Source organism: Winogradskyella sp. PC-19 (assembly GCF_002163855.1).
GTDB lineage: Bacteria > Bacteroidota > Bacteroidia > Flavobacteriales > Flavobacteriaceae > Winogradskyella.
Genome location: NZ_CP019332.1, coordinates 890253 through 908887, shown reverse-complemented (window position 1 = coordinate 908887; position 18635 = coordinate 890253). Strand labels below are relative to the sequence as shown.

General features: G+C 32.0%; 19 protein-coding genes. 11 read left to right on the top strand and 8 right to left on the bottom strand.

Going from position 1 to position 18635, the window contains the following annotated elements:
• Positions 1 to 13: 13 nt before the first annotated feature.
• Both BTO05_RS04240 and BTO05_RS04235 read right to left on the bottom strand, forming a co-directional pair.
• The gene (locus BTO05_RS04240; protein ID WP_087491464.1) at positions 14 to 964 is read right to left on the bottom strand and encodes a glycosyltransferase family 2 protein; all 951 of its coding nucleotides are present in this window, start codon (positions 962 to 964) and stop codon (positions 14 to 16) included.
• 45 nt (positions 965 to 1009) lie between these two features.
• A complete protein-coding gene (locus BTO05_RS04235; protein ID WP_087491463.1) occupies positions 1010 to 1540 on the bottom strand; it encodes a DUF4199 domain-containing protein in 531 nt (176 codons plus the stop codon).
• 217 nt (positions 1541 to 1757) lie between these two features.
• On the opposite strand from BTO05_RS04235, the gene BTO05_RS04230 reads away from it, so the two are divergent.
• The 3 genes from BTO05_RS04230 (at position 1758) to BTO05_RS04220 (ending at position 4225) form a co-directional block, all read left to right on the top strand.
• On the top strand, positions 1758 to 2009 hold the full coding sequence (locus tag BTO05_RS04230; RefSeq protein ID WP_087493284.1) for a type B 50S ribosomal protein L31: 252 nt from the start codon (positions 1758 to 1760) through the stop codon (positions 2007 to 2009).
• Positions 2010 to 2148: 139 nt separating this feature from the next.
• Positions 2149 to 3324, top strand: coding sequence for a GlmU family protein (locus BTO05_RS04225; protein ID WP_087493283.1), 1176 nt, complete (start codon positions 2149 to 2151; stop codon positions 3322 to 3324).
• Positions 3317 to 4225, top strand: a complete 909-nt coding sequence (locus tag BTO05_RS04220; RefSeq protein WP_198295257.1) for a PD40 domain-containing protein — start codon at positions 3317 to 3319, stop codon at positions 4223 to 4225. The genes BTO05_RS04225 and BTO05_RS04220 overlap by 8 nt, the downstream gene beginning before the upstream one ends.
• On the opposite strand, the gene BTO05_RS04215 is transcribed toward BTO05_RS04220, so the two are convergent.
• Positions 4212 to 5849 carry an ABC transporter substrate-binding protein gene (locus BTO05_RS04215; RefSeq protein WP_087491461.1) on the bottom strand — a complete coding sequence of 546 codons (1638 nt, stop codon included), beginning with the start codon at positions 5847 to 5849 and terminating at the stop codon, positions 4212 to 4214. The two genes, BTO05_RS04220 and BTO05_RS04215, sit on opposite strands and share 14 nt — an antisense overlap.
• A 72-nt stretch (positions 5850 to 5921) precedes the next feature.
• On the opposite strand from BTO05_RS04215, the gene mtaB reads away from it, so the two are divergent.
• Positions 5922 to 7241, top strand: coding sequence for a tRNA (N(6)-L-threonylcarbamoyladenosine(37)-C(2))-methylthiotransferase MtaB (gene mtaB / locus BTO05_RS04210; protein WP_087491460.1), 1320 nt, complete (start codon positions 5922 to 5924; stop codon positions 7239 to 7241).
• Between the two features lie 39 nt (positions 7242 to 7280).
• Entirely contained in the window at positions 7281 to 7772 is a 492-nt protein-coding gene (locus BTO05_RS04205) for a hypothetical protein (protein WP_087491459.1), read from the top strand.
• A 72-nt stretch (positions 7773 to 7844) separates the two neighbouring features.
• Here the strand turns inward: BTO05_RS04205 and BTO05_RS04200 are convergent, their stop codons facing one another.
• Entirely contained in the window at positions 7845 to 8141 is a 297-nt protein-coding gene (locus tag BTO05_RS04200; RefSeq protein WP_087491458.1) for an N-acetyltransferase, read from the bottom strand.
• 182 nt (positions 8142 to 8323) lie between these two features.
• On the opposite strand from BTO05_RS04200, the gene BTO05_RS04195 reads away from it, so the two are divergent.
• Together BTO05_RS04195 and BTO05_RS04190 are read left to right on the top strand one after the other, a co-directional pair.
• Positions 8324 to 8992, top strand: a complete 669-nt coding sequence (locus tag BTO05_RS04195) for an alpha/beta hydrolase (protein ID WP_087491457.1) — start codon at positions 8324 to 8326, stop codon at positions 8990 to 8992.
• Between the two features lie 42 nt (positions 8993 to 9034).
• Positions 9035 to 9976: a lytic transglycosylase domain-containing protein gene (locus tag BTO05_RS04190; protein WP_087491456.1), complete on the top strand. Its 942-nt coding sequence runs from the start codon at positions 9035 to 9037 to the stop codon at positions 9974 to 9976.
• A 75-nt stretch (positions 9977 to 10051) separates the two neighbouring features.
• On the opposite strand, the gene BTO05_RS04185 is transcribed toward BTO05_RS04190, so the two are convergent.
• Complete coding sequence (locus BTO05_RS04185; RefSeq protein ID WP_087491455.1) at positions 10052 to 10630, bottom strand: hypothetical protein; 579 nt, start codon at positions 10628 to 10630, stop codon at positions 10052 to 10054.
• A gap of 160 nt (positions 10631 to 10790) precedes the next feature.
• Between BTO05_RS04185 and rpmH the strand changes: the two genes are divergently transcribed.
• From rpmH to BTO05_RS04165, 4 genes are all read left to right on the top strand, one after another.
• Positions 10791 to 10952: a 50S ribosomal protein L34 gene (gene rpmH, locus BTO05_RS04180; protein WP_087491454.1), complete on the top strand. Its 162-nt coding sequence runs from the start codon at positions 10791 to 10793 to the stop codon at positions 10950 to 10952.
• Between the two features lie 100 nt (positions 10953 to 11052).
• A complete protein-coding gene (carB, locus tag BTO05_RS04175; RefSeq protein WP_087491453.1) occupies positions 11053 to 13908 on the top strand; it encodes a carbamoyl-phosphate synthase large subunit in 2856 nt (951 codons plus the stop codon).
• A gap of 87 nt (positions 13909 to 13995) precedes the next feature.
• The gene (locus tag BTO05_RS04170) at positions 13996 to 14526 is read left to right on the top strand and encodes an ankyrin repeat domain-containing protein (RefSeq protein WP_157662534.1); all 531 of its coding nucleotides are present in this window, start codon (positions 13996 to 13998) and stop codon (positions 14524 to 14526) included.
• Between the two features lie 2 nt (positions 14527 to 14528).
• Entirely contained in the window at positions 14529 to 15350 is an 822-nt protein-coding gene (locus tag BTO05_RS04165; RefSeq protein ID WP_087491451.1) for a T9SS type A sorting domain-containing protein, read from the top strand.
• Positions 15351 to 15603: 253 nt separating this feature from the next.
• Here BTO05_RS04165 and BTO05_RS04160 read toward each other — a convergent pair whose 3' ends face one another.
• The 3 genes from BTO05_RS04160 to BTO05_RS04145 all read right to left on the bottom strand — a co-directional run bounded on the left by BTO05_RS04160 (position 15604) and on the right by BTO05_RS04145 (position 18633).
• Positions 15604 to 16140: an acyl-CoA thioesterase gene (locus tag BTO05_RS04160; protein WP_087491450.1), complete on the bottom strand. Its 537-nt coding sequence runs from the start codon at positions 16138 to 16140 to the stop codon at positions 15604 to 15606.
• A gap of 268 nt (positions 16141 to 16408) precedes the next feature.
• Entirely contained in the window at positions 16409 to 17731 is a 1323-nt protein-coding gene (locus BTO05_RS04150) for a DNA recombination protein RmuC (RefSeq protein WP_087491448.1), read from the bottom strand.
• A 107-nt stretch (positions 17732 to 17838) separates the two neighbouring features.
• Complete coding sequence (locus tag BTO05_RS04145; protein ID WP_087491447.1) at positions 17839 to 18633, bottom strand: ABC transporter ATP-binding protein; 795 nt, start codon at positions 18631 to 18633, stop codon at positions 17839 to 17841.
• Positions 18634 to 18635 lie beyond the last annotated feature (2 nt).

Genomic DNA, 18635 nt, shown 5'->3' with positions numbered 1-18635 from the left:
ATGATGATGGAATTTAATCTAGATTTAAATTCTCTTTTATAAGGTAGCGTTTGTTATCTCTTTTAGAGCGCAATATAAGTTCTCCTAAAAAACCAGCAATAAAGGATTGAGTTCCAATAATCATTGTTGCTAGCGCAATATAAAAAGTTGGCCTTTGAGTAATTAATCTACCTGAAGGATTTAGAAAAAGCTTATCTATACCCATGTAAAATGCAAACGTAAAACCTATTAAAAACATAATCACACCTAAGGCGCCAAACAAATGCATTGGTCTTTTACCAAAACGCGATAAGAACCAAATAGTAATCAGGTCTAAAAATCCATTGATAAAGCGATTCATTCCAAATTTTGTTGTTCCGTATTTTCTGGCTTGGTGTTTTACAATCTTTTCTCCAATAGAAGTAAAGCCTGCATTTTTAGCTAATACGGGTATGTAGCGATGCATTTCTCCGTTAACATCAATGTTTTTTACAACGATATTCTTATAAGCTTTGAGACCACAATTAAAGTCATTTAGCTTAACACCAGAAGTGCGTCTTGCTGCCCAATTAAATAGTTTTGATGGTAAATTTTTTGCAATTACAGAATCGTAACGTTTCTTTTTCCAACCAGAAACCAAATCAAAATTATCCTCGGTTATCATACTATATAATTCAGGGATTTCTTCAGGATTATCCTGTAAGTCAGCATCCATAGTAATTACGACATCACCAGTGACTTCTGCAAAACCAGCATGAAGCGCTTGAGATTTACCAAAGTTTTTAAGAAATCTAATACCCTTTACATTGGTATCTTTTTTAGAAAGCGAAGAAATAACTTGCCATGAATTATCTGTACTGCCATCGTCGATGAACAGAATTTCATAAGAAAACGAATTGGATTGCATCACAGATACAATCCAATCGTGTAATTCTGTTAGCGACTCGGCTTCATTTAGAAGCGGAATGACTATAGATATATTCATGTGTTTCGAGGTCTAGTGTTTAGACTTCAAATGTAAATAAAAAAATTAAGCTTCGTTAGGGTCATTCTTTTTTGTAACTGCCGCTACAATAAGACCAATAAGACTCATTATTACAAGGAAAATAGAGTACCCTAAAAATTGATTTCCTAATGAGAAAGGGTCATTTTCTTGTAATTGTACTACTGCTTGATCTATTGACTCTTGTGGAGCTCCAAAGTTCTCCATCATTTTCACTTGATTTTCAACTTGCATTTCTGCTAGAATCTGTGCAGCCTCCGTATCTACTACATTAAAAATTAAAAAATACACAGTCGAACTTATAAATAGCCCTAAAGCAATTGTTATGAAGTAAGATGTAAATGCTTTTTTAAATGAGATGAAGCCACCTAATATTTTTTTAGATGAATTAATGGACAAAACTCCGAACACAATTATTGAAATAAATATCGCTGCAACAAGTAATAAACTGTTAAAAAGTTTAATGTCGATTACATAAATTAGAATATTTATTGCTGCTAACGCAATTCCTAAATATAGACCATAATTGATGGCATTTGATTTAATTGATTTTTCCATGGTTTTTTAAGGTTAGTTAATTAATCAGTTAGTAAGTATATAAATATACGTAAACGTTACAATTTGATTGAAATAAAGTTGAAATCTATATCATTTTATGACCAACAACACATAAAAATGAAAATCACATAAAATAAAGATTTAAAAAGATTGTAGTTTTGTAAAAAATAATTAAATTTGCACCTCGAAAAAAATCGAAATATTAAAGCATTTAGTGATGAGAAAAGGTATACATCCAGAAAATTATAGAATAGTAGCATTTAAAGACATGTCTAACGATGAAGTGTTTTTAACTAAATCTACAGCCGATACAGCAGAAAAAATTGAGGTTGATGGCGTAGAGTATCCATTAGTAAAATTGGAAATTTCTAGAACATCTCATCCGTACTATACTGGTAAATCTAAATTAGTAGATACTGCTGGACGTATTGATAAGTTCAAAAACAAATATGCTAAATTCAAGAAATAAGCATATATACATATTTTATCAAAAGCCTTTCTGAACAAGAAAGGCTTTTTTTATACCCATAATTCAATTAAATTTGATGTTCAACGTTTGGAGCATTAAAACATTGGTTTTTACTTCAAATAACAAACATTGGTTTTTTATGAACTACATCCTTTTTGACGGTCCTAACAGAAACAACTTATTACCTTTTACTTATACAAGACCTGTTGCTGATATTAGAGTTGGTATTTTGACTATTAGAGAAAAGTGGGAGTCTTATGTAGATTACACCACTACTACCATTACCGAAGATTATTTGTCTGAAAAATTTCCGATGGTAGAGATGGAAATCAATACAATGATTAATGCATCTTTTTTACCAAACACCGAAATCATTGCGCTTGTAAAAGAGCTTAAAATAAATCAAGCTATTTTTAAAGATGAAGATGTAGTTGCTTTTTGTGTCGAAGAAGGCGCAGAACATGATGATTTTTCAAATTTTGAAGCTATTGAGTTTGAAAGTGATATTATTAAAATAGAACATACTTGGGATATTTTTTCAAAAAATGCAGAAGCTATTTCAGATGATTTTGAATTGATTACCAAAAACCGAAAATCACAACCAATTCCGGCCACAGTTAATACGATAAATCCTGAACAAATTTTTATCGAAAAAGGTGCTAAAATAAATTTTGCAACTCTTAATGCTAGTAATGGCCCAATTTATATTGGTCGAGACGCAGAAGTGATGGAAGGTAGTTTAGTTCGTGGACCGTTTGCACTTTGTAATAATGGTGTTTTAAAATTAGGAGCCAAAATTTATGGACCAACAACTGTTGGACCTTTCAGTAAAGTTGGTGGTGAAGTTAATAATTCGGTGATTTTTGGATACTCAAACAAAGGTCATGATGGATTTTTAGGTAATTCTGTACTTGGCGAATGGTGCAATTTAGGTGCTGATACTAATAATTCAAACTTAAAAAACAATTATGCAGAAGTTAGGTTATGGGATTATAATTCTGAGGGTTTTGCTAAGACAGGACTTCAGTTTTGTGGACTAATGATGGGTGATCATAGTAAATGTGGTATCAATACAATGTTTAATACTGGTACTGTTGTCGGTGTTAGTTCTAACATTTTTGGTAGTGGTTTCCCTCGTAATTTTGTACCAAGTTTTTCTTGGGGCGGAAGCAAAGGCTTTGTCACTTACAAAACAAATAAAGCCTTCGAAGTTTCGGAAGTTGTAATGAAACGTCGAAATATTGCTTTTTCTGAGATGGATAAAAAAATATTAGAGCATGTGTTTGAAACTACCCAAAAGTTTAGACGTGATTAAATTTTTAGTTTATAAAATTTTTATTGTTTTTTTACTTTGCTCTAATTTAAGTCTTGGGCAGAATATAAAAATAAAAAACATAAAGCTTAATAATAAACTAGACCATTTTTCTCCTGTCATGCTTAATGGTAAAATGTTTTATAGCCGTAATTTATTAACTGCTAGAGGGAAACTTGTTAAAGACCGTTTTGGAACTCAACTTTTTACGTTGATTGAAGCAAATGTTGATACTCAAGGAGAGTTCAGTCAAAAAAAACCAGTACTAGGTAATAGATATGGAAAAAAAAATATCTCTGTAGCGACTTTTACCAACGATGGACGGTATATGTACTTTACCACTAATGCTCTCGAAGTTGGAGATAATAACCGTAAAGATTTTAAAACCTATAACTTACAATTACAACGTGCAGAATATGTAAAAGGTAAAGGTTGGACAAATTTTACTTTTTTGCCGTTTTGTAATAAAGATTTTAATTACGGTCACCCAGCTCTAAGCCCAGATAATAAAACACTTTATTTTGTATCAAATATAGAGGGTACAAAAGGAAGAACTGATTTATATAAAGTTTCTGTTTTCGAGCATCGCGCTTATGGTAACCCCGAGAAATTAAGCGAATCTATAAATTCTTCAAGAACAGAATTATATCCTTTTATATCTAGGGGCAATATACTTTACTTTTCTTCTAATAGACGTAACGGAATAGGTGGCTATGATATTTATAGTTATAATCTTAAAGAAACAGACGAAACTATAATTCCCAAATTACTCCCAGAACCTATTAACAGTGTCGGTGAAGATTTTTCTTTCTTCTTAAAAGAAGATGGAAAGAGTGGCTTTTTTACCTCTAGAAGATTAAGAGGAAAAGGAAATGATGATATTTATTATTTTACTGGATTTTAGATTTAGAAACATCTTTTAAATCTAGAAGGTTTGTGGCATTAATTCCTAGATTATTTACGTTTTTTCTAGTAAACCTTACAACTTCGTCATAAAACAATGGGATGATTGGTGCAGATTGCATTACTAAACTGTCCATTTTAATATACAATTCTTTACGTTTTTCAGAATTAGTTTCTAAATAGGATTGTTCGTATAATGCATCAAATGTGTCATTCTTAAAATGCGTATAGTTTGGTCCATTTGGTGCGAAATTCTTGCTATAGTAAAGCGATAAATAGTTTTCTGCATCTGGGTAATCAGCAATCCAACTGGCTCTAAAAAAATCGAGTTGACCATTGGCTTTTAAATCTTTTAAACTCGAAGCAGGAATAACGTCTACAATAATCTCTAAACCTATTTTTTGAAGTTCTCTTTGTATATATTCACAGAAATTGAGATAATTACTCGTGGTTGTTAGCGTAACTTTTGGGTTATTAATATTTGTTTCTTTTTTGAATTGACTCAGTAATTCTTTGGCCTTTTCAGGATTGTAAGAATAGCCAATAGTTTCATCAAAACCTGGAAGACCTTTAGGGATAAAGCCACCATTTGCAGGGATACCAATACCGTTTCTTAAATAGGTTATCATTTTTTTTCTGTCAAACCCTAAATTAATGACCTGTCTTATTTTTTGAGACTGAACTTCGTTGACCTTACTTGCCATAAAAAAAGCAAGATATTCAGTGTTTAGATACGGACCACGAATCATATTCACGTCTTCAATGTACTTGGCTTTTAGTTTACCTTTAGTAGTTAAAATTTCATCTTTATATGATGCATCTAAACCTGATACAAAGTCAATATTACCTTGAGCAAATTGTAGAAATTCGCTTTGCTTGTCTGGCAAGAATGTAACTGCAACTGCTTCAAGTTTTGGGAGTTTATTTCCTTTTGTGTCTTTTTCAAAATAGTTTTGATTTTTTCTTAAGACTAACTTTATATTCTCTTCCCAACGTTTAAATTTAAAAGGACCAGTGCCAATTGGATTTGATCTAAAATCTGTTCCATAATATTCCACAATTTCTTTAGGTACTACTGAACAATATTTCATAGTAAGCAATCCTAGAAAAGCAGGAAATGGTTGTTTGAGTTTTATGGTGAAAACCGAATCATTTTCGGCATAAAATCTTTCTACTTTATTTAAGACCCAACTGCCAGGAGAAGCTAGTTTCTCGTCTCTAAGTCTATTAAAACTATATTCAAAATCTGATGCATTTACTGTGCGTGTAGAGTCATGCTTAAATAAGTTGTGCTTATGGAAATAAACATCATTTCTTAATGTAAAGGTATACGTTTTTGCACTATCAGATATTTTCCAAGTCTTTGCAATAGCTTGCTGTACTTCAAGATTGTCATTCATTTGCACAAGTCCATTAAAAATCTGGTTAGTCGCCCAAATATCTGCTAAATCCTTTGAAAAAGCTGGGTCTAGAGAGCTTATGTTTCTGTGTTCATTATATCTAAATACAAGATAATCTTTGTTGTCCGTAACCGATTCAGAGCAAGATTGAATTAGAATCAGTGTTATGACAAAAATTAGTCTACTGATTTTTAAAGATCTAAAGCTTAATATTTGTTTTAGCATTTTGAGTATTAGTTGTAAATTTGTGCCCTCGAAAAAAAGCTCTTATCTCTATTATCGAGTAAAAATACAAGAATGAACGGTAGAAAAAAAGTCGCATTTTATACATTAGGTTGTAAGCTTAATTTTTCTGAAACATCTACAATCGCTCGAAACTTTAATGACGAAGGTTTTGATCGTGTTGATTTTAAAGAAAATGCGGACATCTACGTTATAAATACATGTTCTGTTACCGAAAACGCTGATAAGCGTTTTAAAACCATTGTTAAACAAGCGCAAAAAACAAATCCAGAAGCTTTTGTTGCTGCTGTTGGTTGCTATGCCCAGCTTAAACCTGAAGAATTAGCTGCTGTTGATGGTGTAGATTTAGTATTAGGCGCTACAGAAAAATTTAAGATTACAGATTATATCAATGATTTATCCAAAAACGATTTTGGTGAAGTGCATTCTTGCGAAATTGAAGAAGCCGATTTTTATGTCGGTAGTTATTCAATAGGTGACAGAACACGTGCATTTTTGAAGGTACAAGATGGCTGTGATTATAAATGTACGTATTGTACAATTCCTTTGGCTAGAGGTATTTCTAGAAGTGACACTATGAAAAACGTATTGCAAAACGCTAAAGAAATATCAGAAAAGGGGATCAAAGAAATCGTTTTGACAGGAGTCAATATTGGTGATTATGGTAAAGGAGAGTTTGGAAACAAAAGACATGAACATACTTTTTTAGACTTAGTTTCTGAACTTGATAATGTCGACGGTATTGAAAGATTACGAATATCTTCAATTGAACCGAATCTATTAAAAAATGAAACGATTGATCTAGTTGCTAAATCAAGAGCTTTTGTTCCTCATTTTCATATACCTCTTCAAAGCGGAAGCAATAGTTTACTCAAAAAAATGAAACGCCGTTACATGAGTGAATTGTACACTGACCGTGTTGCTAAAATTAAAGAAGTCATGCCACATGCATGTATCGGAGTTGATGTTATTGTAGGTTTTCCTGGTGAAACAGATGAGTTGTTTTTAGAAACCTATAATTACCTCAATGAGTTAGATATTTCGTATTTACATGTTTTTACCTATTCTGAACGCGACAATACGGAAGCTGCAGATTTTGATGGTGTAGTTCCAAAAAATATTAGAGCAAAACGTAGTAAAATGTTGCGTGGACTTTCTGCCAAAAAGCGACGTGCTTATTACGAATGTCAATTAAATACTAATAGGACAGTTTTGTTTGAAGGCGAAAACAAAGAAGGTTATATTCATGGATTTACAGAAAATTATGTAAAAGTGAAATCACCTTGGAATCCTGAATTAGTGAATACAATACATCATGTAAAACTCACAAAAATTGATGACGATGGTTTAGTTCGTTTCGATTTTATAGATTAGTTTTGCTTTGGATTAATTAATACGTATTGTAATTTACATATGAAGAACACTTTTAAAATTCTTCTTCTAATTTCTATAACTTTTTTTACAGTAATATCTTGTCAGGATACAAATCCATTATATGGTGAATGGAAATTGTCTTCATGGTATATTGGTGTAGAAATAGATTTAGACAAAAATGGAATAAAGAGTACTAATTTATTGGACGAAGTTGACTGTGATAATAAAGAGGTTTTGACTATAAAGTCTGATGGTACTTTAAATGCCGTTAATACATATAACCCTATTGTCAAGATTTCAAAAAATAATAGCAAATATGTATTTGATGTAAATTGTAATAAAGGAGCTTTAGGTTTTGCATCAACCTACAAAACGGTTGGAGATACGGTTGTCATTGCTCCTAATAACGAAGAATTTATATTTAGTGGAAAGCAGTTAACTAGAGTCTTCAAAAATGCAATACGAATCTACAATAATGATTTTACTGAAGTCATTGAAACTAAAGACTTGACTCTTAGTTATACTAAATAGCTGTCAATTAAAAAAACATAAAAAAAACCGAAGCATTTGCTTCGGTTTTTTTATTTAAAAATAAGTAATGTTTTATATTCTAATCCCAACAGGAAGCATACGCTTATATTTCCTGTTTCCTCTTACAAATTTTGCGATTTCTGGACTAGTAGGAACAACACAAATGTTGCGTTCCTTGATGTTACTAAATACCATGTCTATAAATTCTAATTCAAACTCTCTGGTCCTAATAGCATCAGGAATAATTAATTTTGTTAAGAATATCTTACGCTCTTGTAAAGAATACTCTATGATTGCCATTTCTTTTTCAACCTTTAATTCAAATTGACGTAAAAATTCATTGTCAACTAATTCTGCGGTCTCTGTCATAATCTTTTGTATTTTAAATTAGCGGTTGGCTAGAGTAGAAACTATATTTTTCAATAGATTTGTGCAAATGTACAAAAATTCTAATAAAATTCTGAATTTATTGTGTTAAACATCAGTGTTGTAAGGGTTTTCGGTGAAATTGGAATTGTATTTTTTATGCATTTTTTATAATAATTTTAAAGATGAAGAATAATTTGACTCATGTTTACTTAATGCCAGGAATGGCTGCAAATCCTACGATTTTCGAGCATATAAAACTTCCTGAAGATAAATTTCAAATTCATTGGTTAGAATGGAAGATTCCGAATAAAAATGAATCACTAGAATCATATGCAAAGCGTATGATAAAAGATATTAGTCACGATAACGTTGTACTCTTGGGAGTTTCTTTTGGAGGAATTTTGGTACAGGAAATGAGCAAACATATGAGCTTAAAGAAGCTTTTCGTAGTTTCAAGTGTAAAGTCTCATCATGAATTACCAAAGCGTTTCAAACTTTTAAAGTACACAAAAGCCTACAAGATATTACCAACGCAATTAGTTGGTAATATAGATTTATTGGCAAAATATGCTTTTGGTGAAACTATAAAAAAAAGAGTAGAACTGTATAAAAAATACTTATCGGTTAATGATAAGGCATATCTTGATTGGGCTATAGAACAGGTTGTTTGCTGGGATGAGGAAGAGGCAAACCCAGACGCAATATATATTCATGGTGATAAAGATTTTGTATTTCCACATTCTTGTGAAGGTGATTGTATTGTAATTAAAGGTGGCACACACATTATGATTATTAATAAGTATAAATGGTTTAACGAAAATTTACCAAAACTAATTAACGATAAACCTTGACAGCATCATGTTTATTTAATACATTTAAAACAAAAGATTAATATGAAAACTATTAAAAATATATTATCGGTGATTTGCCTGATGGCGCTTTCAGGATTTTTTATTTTCGCTATGCAAAAAGGTCCTTCTGATCAGGTTACTGATGCAGATAAGAGTAATATTTCTCCAAAAGTGACAAACGGCTATAATGTTTATGCATTGGATGTACCAATGGACTTAAACTTCGCTGATGAGCCATTGCCACTAGACAATCCTGATATCTATGAACGTATGGACCGAGAGCTTTTGGTTAATACCTATTGGCAATCTAATGGATTATTAATGTTAAAACGTGCCCAGAAGTATTTTCCTATCATTGAACCTATTTTAAAAGAAAATGGAATTCCTGAAGATTTTAAATACTTAGCAGTTATCGAAAGTGGCTTGACAAATGCTGTTTCTCCAGCAGGAGCGAGAGGCTTTTGGCAAATCATGAAAACTACTGGGCGAGAAAATGGTTTAGAAATTAATAGTAATGTTGACGAACGCTACCATTTAGAGAAAGCAACTAAGGTAGCTTGTAAATATCTTAAAGAAGCCAAAGCAAGATTTGGAAATTGGACTTTGGCAGCAGCATCTTATAATGCTGGCAAAGCCGGAATAGGACGACGACTTAAAGAGCAAAACGTTAGCGACTATTACGATTTGCTTTTAGGAGAAGAAACAGGCCGATACATGTTCAGAATTGTTGCGTTAAAAGAGATTTTAAATAACGCAGAAAAGTATGGTTTTAATTTTAATGAAAAGCATTTATATAAATATGTCCCAACAACAAAGGTAAAAGTTGATACTGCAGTTACTGATTTTACAAAATTTGCTGAAAAATTTGGTATAAATTATAAGATTCTAAAAATTCACAATCCTTGGTTACGTGAACCACACCTTAACAACAAATCACGAAAGCTTTACGAAATTGCAATTCCTAAAGAAGGATTTTACAAGTAACTTTTAGATAACAGGTACTAAAAAAAGCTCATTTTCTTAATTAAGAAAATGAGCTTTTTGATTTCATCTAACCATCTATCGACGACTTCGTCTATTCTGTCTAGAAGAAGTAGGTTGCCCGTATTGTTGTTTTGGAATCGAAGCTTTTTTCATCTGTTGCTTCATCATTTTTATTTGTTCAGCTAACATATCTCTTTTATCAAGTTTTTGAGCTTCCGCCAAAAGTTTTTGAGCTTCTTGTTTTCTGCGCTTACTAAAAGCAATTCCAGCTAAATTTAATTTTGCCATTGCCAAATCATGATCCATGGATAATCCAAGGTCAATAGCTTTCTTAAAATATTTTTCAGCTTCATTCATGTTGGTTTGAGAGACCATTACTCCATTTAAGTAATTCAAATAACCTTGTTGCTTTTTTACCAAGGCGCCTTCTGGGTTCTTAATTTTATCTAACCATTTTTTTGCACCAGGAAAATCTTGTTTTCTAAGCTTCAAAAAAGCCAAGAGAATCATTTCGTTTTTAAAGTATAAGAAAATGAATATCAATGACAATAATATGTACATAATACCATTCCCTATTTCTCCTTCTGTAAATTGATACACTGCAAAAGCAATAATAGCTGCTGCGATGACTAATTTTATATTTTTATTGAACATAAATTTTGTTATAAATTGCGGATGCCAAAGGTAATAAAAACAATTAAAAATAATTTTTATTTGAGACTTGTTAAAGTAAAAACTTGTTGTATATTTGCACGCAGTTTTGGGATAGCACCCAGTATTAATAAATAATATAAGATTTTAAAATATATAAGACATGCCGAAAAGAACGTTTCAACCGTCAAAGAGAAAGAGAAGAAACAAACATGGTTTCAGAGAAAGAATGGCTTCTGCTAATGGTAGAAAAGTTTTAGCGCGTCGTAGAGCTAAAGGAAGAAAAAGATTATCTGTATCTTCAGATTTAAGACATAAAAAATAATGATTAACAATTGTTAATATTTTAAAGGCGTTACTTAGGTGTAACGCCTTTTTTTGTACCCAAACGATACTTATTTTTGTAAATCAAATAAATTAATCAAATGCCAAAAAACAAAAACATCAAGTCCATTTTACTCATAGGTTCAGGTCCAATTATTATAGGTCAAGCCTGTGAATTTGATTATTCGGGTTCTCAAGCACTGCGGTCTTTAAGAGAAGACGGAATAGAGACTATTTTAATAAATTCTAATCCAGCAACTATAATGACCGATCCGTCAATGGCGGATCATGTGTATTTGTTGCCTTTGACGACAAAATCTATAATTAAGATTTTAAAAGATCATCCACAGATTGATACGGTATTACCAACTATGGGTGGACAAACTGCTTTAAACTTATGTATTGAGGCAGATGAAAAAGGTATATGGGAAGATTTTGGTGTAGAGATTATTGGTGTTGATATTGATGCAATTAATATTACAGAGGATAGAGAGAAATTCCGTGAGTTAATGTTAGAAATTGGTGTTGGTATGGCACCACAAGCAACAGCAACTTCATTTTTGAAAGGTAAAGAAATTGCGCAAGAATTTGGTTTTCCATTATGTATACGAGCATCCTTTACGCTTGGTGGTGCAGGTGCAGCAATTGTTTATGACGAAAAAGAGTTTGATGAAAACCTAACACGTGGTTTAGAAATCTCTCCGATACATGAGGTGATGATAGACAAAGCCTTGTTAGGATGGAAAGAATATGAATTAGAGCTGTTAAGAGATAAAAATGACAATGTTGTCATTATTTGTACAATCGAAAACATGGATCCTATGGGTATCCATACCGGAGATTCTATTACTGTAGCACCAGCAATGACTCTATCGGATAAAACTCAGCAAAAAATGCGTGATATGGCAATACATATGATGCGAAGTATTGGTGATTTTGCTGGTGGTTGTAATGTGCAATTTGCTGTAAGTCCAGATGATCAAGAAGAAATTATTGCTATTGAAATTAATCCTCGTGTTTCACGCTCTTCTGCTTTGGCAAGTAAAGCTACTGGTTATCCGATTGCAAAAATTGCTGCCAAATTAGCTATTGGATATACTTTAGATGAATTAGACAACCAAATCACAAAATCTACCTCGGCATTATTTGAGCCAACGTTAGATTATGTAGTTGTTAAAATACCACGTTGGAATTTTGATAAATTCGAAGGTTCTGATAGAACATTAGGGCTTCAAATGAAAGCTGTTGGTGAGGTAATGGCAATTGGACGTTCTTTCTCTGAAGCTCTACATAAAGCCACACAATCTTTAGAGATTAAAAGAAATGGTTTAGGAGCAGACGGAAAGGGTTATACAAATTACGATACGGTAATCGAAAAGTTAACCTATGCAAGTTGGGATCGTGTATTTGTAATATACGACGCAATAGCAATGGGTATTCCGTTAAGTAGAATTCATGATATCACAAGAATCGACATGTGGTTCTTAAAGCAATATGAAGAGTTATTTCAGATTGAAAAGGAGATTTCTACTTATAAAATCGAAACTATCGATAGAGATTTATTACTTGAAGCAAAACAAAAAGGATATGGTGATCGTCAGATAGCCCATATGTTAGGCTGTCTTGAAAGTCAAGTGTACAACAAACGAAAAGAGCTAAAAATTAATAGAGTTTATAAGCTCGTAGATACTTGTGCTGCTGAGTTTAAAGCGATGACGCCATATTATTATTCAACTTTTGAAAGCGAGGTTGAATATCCTGATGGAACAGTCACTGTAGATAACGAAAGTGTAGTCACAGACAAAAAGAAAATTATTGTATTAGGTTCTGGACCAAACAGAATAGGTCAAGGTATCGAGTTTGATTACTGTTGTGTACACGGTGTTCTAGCTGCTGCAGAATGCGGTTACGAAACTATAATGATTAACTGTAATCCTGAAACTGTATCAACTGATTTTGATATTGCTGATAAATTATATTTTGAACCTGTTTTTTGGGAACATATCTACGACATTATTCAGCATGAAAAACCTGAAGGCGTGATTGTACAGCTTGGAGGACAAACTGCTTTGAAGCTAGCTGAAAAGTTAGAAAAATGGGGAGTTAAAATTATGGGAACTAGCTTTAAATCTCTGGATTTAGCTGAGGATCGTGGAAGTTTTTCAACTATTTTAAAAGAAAATAATATTCCTTACCCAGAATTTGATGTTGCCGAAACGGCTGATGAGGCACTTGCAATTGCAGATGTTTTAGATTTCCCAATATTGGTAAGACCATCATACGTACTTGGAGGACAAGGAATGAAAATCGTAATTAATAAAGACGAATTAGAAGCACACGTTATTGATTTATTAAAATCTATTCCTGGTAATAAGTTGTTATTAGATCATTATTTAGATGGTGCTATCGAAGCTGAAGCTGATGCCATTTGTGATGCAGATGGTAACGTATATATAATTGGTATCATGGAGCATATTGAACCTTGCGGTATTCACTCTGGTGACAGTAATGCTTTATTGCCAGCGTTTAACTTAGGTGATTTGGTAAAACAACAAATTATAGACCATACGCATACTATTGCTAGAGCATTAAATACTGTAGGTCTAATTAATATACAATTTGCAATTAAAGACGATACAGTTTATATCATCGAGGCAAATCCAAGAGCATCTCGTACGGTACCATTTATTGCAAAAGCTTATAAAGAGCCTTATGTAAATTATGCGACTAAAGTGATGTTAGGGGAAAAGAAAGTCACTGATTTTGATTTTAATCCTCAACTTGAAGGTTATGCCATAAAACAACCGGTTTTCTCATTTAATAAGTTCCCTAATGTAAATAAAAAGTTAGGGCCAGAAATGAAAAGTACTGGTGAAAGCATCTTATTTATTGATAGTTTAAAGGATGATGAGTTCTATGATTTGTATTCAAGACGTAAGATGTATCTTAGTAAATAAGTTAAAATTCCGACAAAACGTGTAATTTACCGACAAAATACTTGATTATGGGATTTTTTTTATAAATTAGACCTTAAATAGTTGATTTTGAATAAAAAAACATTCTTATTTGTAACGTTTTTATGCCTGAATACTTTATTGATTGCGCAGCAAAATATATTTGATGCCTGTAGACAAGGAGATTTAGATGCGGTAGAAAGGTTATATAATATTGATACTAATATTGTAAATGCCGAGGAAGAGAATGGATATTCAGCACTAGTATTATCATGCTATTATGGGCACGAAGATATAGTTAGCTTCTTGGTTAATAAAGTTAAGAGTTTAAACAATAAAACATCGTATGGTTCACCATTAATGGCTGCAACTGTAAAAGGTTACGATAATATTGTCGAGATTTTATTAAATCACAATGCAAACCCTAATATAGCTGATGACCAAGGTGTGACAGCTGCTCATTATGCAGTATTATTTAAAAATTATATAATTGTTGAAAAATTAGTAAATGCAAAAGCTGATTTTACTATTAAAAATAACGTAGATAAATCTGCTTTAGATTATGCAATTAGTCATAATGACGAAAAATTAAATGAATTATTAAAGCTCCAAAAATCTTAAATATGATGAAAAAAATTACCCTTTTATTCTTTTTATTATTAACTGTTTTTGGGTTTTCTCAAAATTGGACAACCGGAACTGTTAACCTTAATGGTTCAAATTATTCTGTTAAGTTTGATGTTAATACTACAACAGATATAGTTACAATGACTATGATAGGCCCATCAAATGAATGGCTTGGCGTCGGCTTATCTAACGTTGTATATTCTGCTGGAAGTTCTATGGGACAATTTAATAATACTGATGGAAGTGGAGATGTGGCAATATATACCAATAATTCAATTTCTGACAGAAAAATGCCTGGTGGTAATGGTCAACCAAGTATTGATGTTACTCAGAACTGGAATATATCTTCAGGTGGAAATACAGTTAATGGTACTACAAGAACAGTGATAGCAACAAGAGCTAGAGATACTGGTGATCCAAATGATTTTGACTTTCCAACAGCACCACCAACTTCTTTTACTCTAGTTTGGGCTAAGGGTGGAGCTGGAACAAACAACTCCTTTGGATTTCATTCTGGTGGTAGAGGTGCTGTATTATCTACAAATAATGTTTTGAGCAACGAAGATTTTCAAATTAACCCTACAAAGTTTACAATATCTCCCAATCCTGCATCCAAAGATTTAAATATTGGTATTGTTTACGATGCTAGTAGAGATTATAGTATCGAAGTCTATGATGTACTAGGTAAACAAATATATAGAGGTCAGCTATCAAAAAATGATACATCTATCAATGTGTATAATTGGAGAGCTGGTGTTTATCTAGTTAAATTAACAAGTGATCAGTCTACGCAGACTAAACGTTTTATTAAGCAATAAAACTAATTTCATAATAATATTAAATGACTATCAATCAATGTTGGTAGTCATTTTTATTTTGATTAAAATTTAATTCATGTTATGAGAATCAAATATTGTGATGTTTGTAAGAAAGAGTTTTCCACGATGTATCGCGTACAATACGACACCTCAAAAACTTGGGTTTTTGTATGTAAAAATTGTTTATTGGATGTAAAACCGAATAATTCTAATTACAAATACGGCGGTACATGGAAAAAATAGTTTTACAAACTTAAAGTTGAATATCTACACGATAGTCTTTCAGTTCTTCAATATAATCTTGAGCTGAAAAATTTGAATCTGAAAACTCAACTTGTCTATTTTTACTAGCTTCAATACGTTTTATAGCTTTTAGGAAACGCTTTAATTCTTCTTTAGTTTGTACAATAAGTTCTGGTACTTTTGATGTTTTTCCAGCTTCATCAATAGCCACCATAGTAAAATAAGAAGAATTGCAATGTTTTACATTCCCGGTTTTTATATTTTCAGATTCTACTCTAATACCGACGACCATCGAAGAATTACCAACATAGTTTACTGAAGCTTTCATAGTTACTAGCTCACCAACTTCAATAGAATTTCTAAAATTTACTTTATCAACTGAAGCAGTTACACAATAAGAACGTGAATGTTTTGTCGCACAACTAAAAGCAATCTGGTCCATAAGACTCAAGATATAACCACCATGTATTTTGCCACCAAAATTGGTGTTAGATGGAAGCATGAGTTGAGATATTTCTATTTGAGATTCTTTTACGGTCTTTTGCATATCTATTGTTTATTCAATGTATTTTTCATGCCATTTATTTCTTATTCCAAATTCAGTTTCAGTTTTTTGAAATAGACCAATCAATAAAAAAACAATACCTAGAATTGCACTAAAAATTATTATAAATAAATTGAAATCTTCTTTTTTTGAAATTTTATAATCTGTTATAATTAAAATAACGGAAAAGCAAATACAGATAATACCAGCTAAAAGGGTTCTTATATAGTAAAAGCGAAGCGTCCACTTATAAATGGTATCAATAGTTTTTTTATTCAAAATCTTCTTCAGCTCTTTTAATGATATTCTCAGGTAATGATTTTTTAGCTTTGGCTCCCATTTTCTTGATATTTTCGACACGAGAAATTAAATTTCCTTTTCCTTCAACTAATTTGTTCATGGCAGAAGAATAATCATTTTTAGCAGCGTCAATCTTTTTACCAACTCCTGTTAGGTCAGTAACTAAGCCTTCAAACTTATCGTAAAGTGCACCAGCTTGTCTTGCAATTTCAATAGCATTTTGTTGCTGTTTCTCGTTATTCCACATCGTATCAATTGTTCGTAATGTTGCCAAAAGCGTAGAAGGTGTGACAATAACAATATTTTGCTCAAAAGCTTTGTTGTAAAGCGAGTTATCTTCATTGATAGCTACGGCAAAAGCTGGTTCAATTGGAATAAACATTAACACAAAATCTGGAGATTCTATGTCATATAAATCTTGATAGTTTTTTGCTGAAAGTTGGTCCACATGCTTTTTTATAGAACTAACATGAGATTTTAGATACATAGCTCTTTCCTCGTCCTCGGCATTAACCATTCGCTCATAATCAGTTAGTGATACTTTACTATCAATAATCATTTTCTTTGAGTCAGGTAGATGCAAAACGACATCCGGCATTACACGAGAGCCATCTTCGCGCTGAAAGTTTTGTTGTACAAAATATTCACGGTCTTTCTCTAAACCAGATTTTTCTAAAACACGTTCTAAAACTAATTCACCCCAATTCCCTTGTGTTTTACTATCGCCTTTTAATGCTTTTGTTAGGTTAGTGGCTTCCTTTGCCATTTGCTGATTCAAGTCTTTAAGACCAAGTAATTGTTCTTTAAGAGCAGAATGCATACTTATACTTTCCTTCTGCGAATCTTCAACCTTCTTTTCAAACGTTTTTATTTTCTCTTCTAATGGATTGAGTATGTTTTTTATGTTTTCTTTATTCTGAGTTGTAAACTTTTCAGATTTTTCTTCAAGAATTTTTGATGCCATTAATTCAAAATCTTTTCTTAGCTGTTCTTGTTGTTTGGCAAGCTCTTCGTCACGTTTTAAATTTTGATGTTGCAGGTTTTCAAACTCAGTATTGCGACGCGATAATTCGGTATTTAAAAAATCCTTTTCACGACGAATTTCTTCACGTTCAGATTCTGTCTTTTCAACATTTTGTTTTAAATCATTGATAGTATTATTAAGCTGAAGTTGTCTTTCTTCCAAAGTACTACGTTCACTTTTACTTTTAAGCTGTGAAAATTTAAGTCCAATAAAAGCACCAATTCCGGCAGAAATTATAATTGCAATCAAAAGAATAAGCGTGTCGTTCATGTTTTAAATCTGAGTTTCTTCAAAGATAATTTTTTTGTCATTTAGAGTGAAGTGAAGCATCTTTAGTTTTCAACAGATTTTTGATTTGTCGTACTAATGAAAAAGGGCTATTTAGTAATCTTAAAGCTACCCGTTTTGGTATCGAAGGCAATCATATCTTTTGGGAATAGCGAATTAAAAACCCCATTTTCAATAAGACTACTAGGTTGATTGCAAATAATGTCTTTATCAGTCATTACAATCATTGTATCACAAAGCTGAATCGCCAAATCTATCTCATGTGAAGAAAATAGAATGGTCTTACCAGTTTCTTTAGCTAACCTTTGTAATAATTTTAATATATATGCTTTATGATACATGTCCAGATGTGTAGTTGGTTCATCTAAAACGATAATATCTGTGTCTTGAGCCAATGCGCGAGTAATCATAGCTTTTTGAAGTTGACCGTCACTGAGTTCAAAACACTTTTTGTCTTTTAGTTCGGAAATATTAACTAAATCAATCGCGTCATTTATTTTGATAGTGTCTTCGTCAGAAAGATTTCCTATCCAGTTTGTGTAAGGATGACGCCCTAAAGCTACAAGTTCGTATACCGATAAGTTTTTAGAGGTTAATTGCTCAGTCAAAACAATACTTAGCTGTTTAGCCAATTCAGTATTTGTGGATTGTTTTAGGTCTTTTCCATTTAGAAAAATAGTTCCAGACAAACTTTGCTGAACTTTTATGAGTGTTCGGAGTAAAGTTGATTTACCAATACCATTGGCGCCAACCAATCCAATGAGTTGACCTTTATGTAATTCAAAATTTATGTTTGAAGCAACAATAATCTCATTCTTTTTTGTTTTGTAACCAATAGAAAGGTTTTGAGTTTTAAGGATGATATTTGATTTGTTTTCTTTCACTA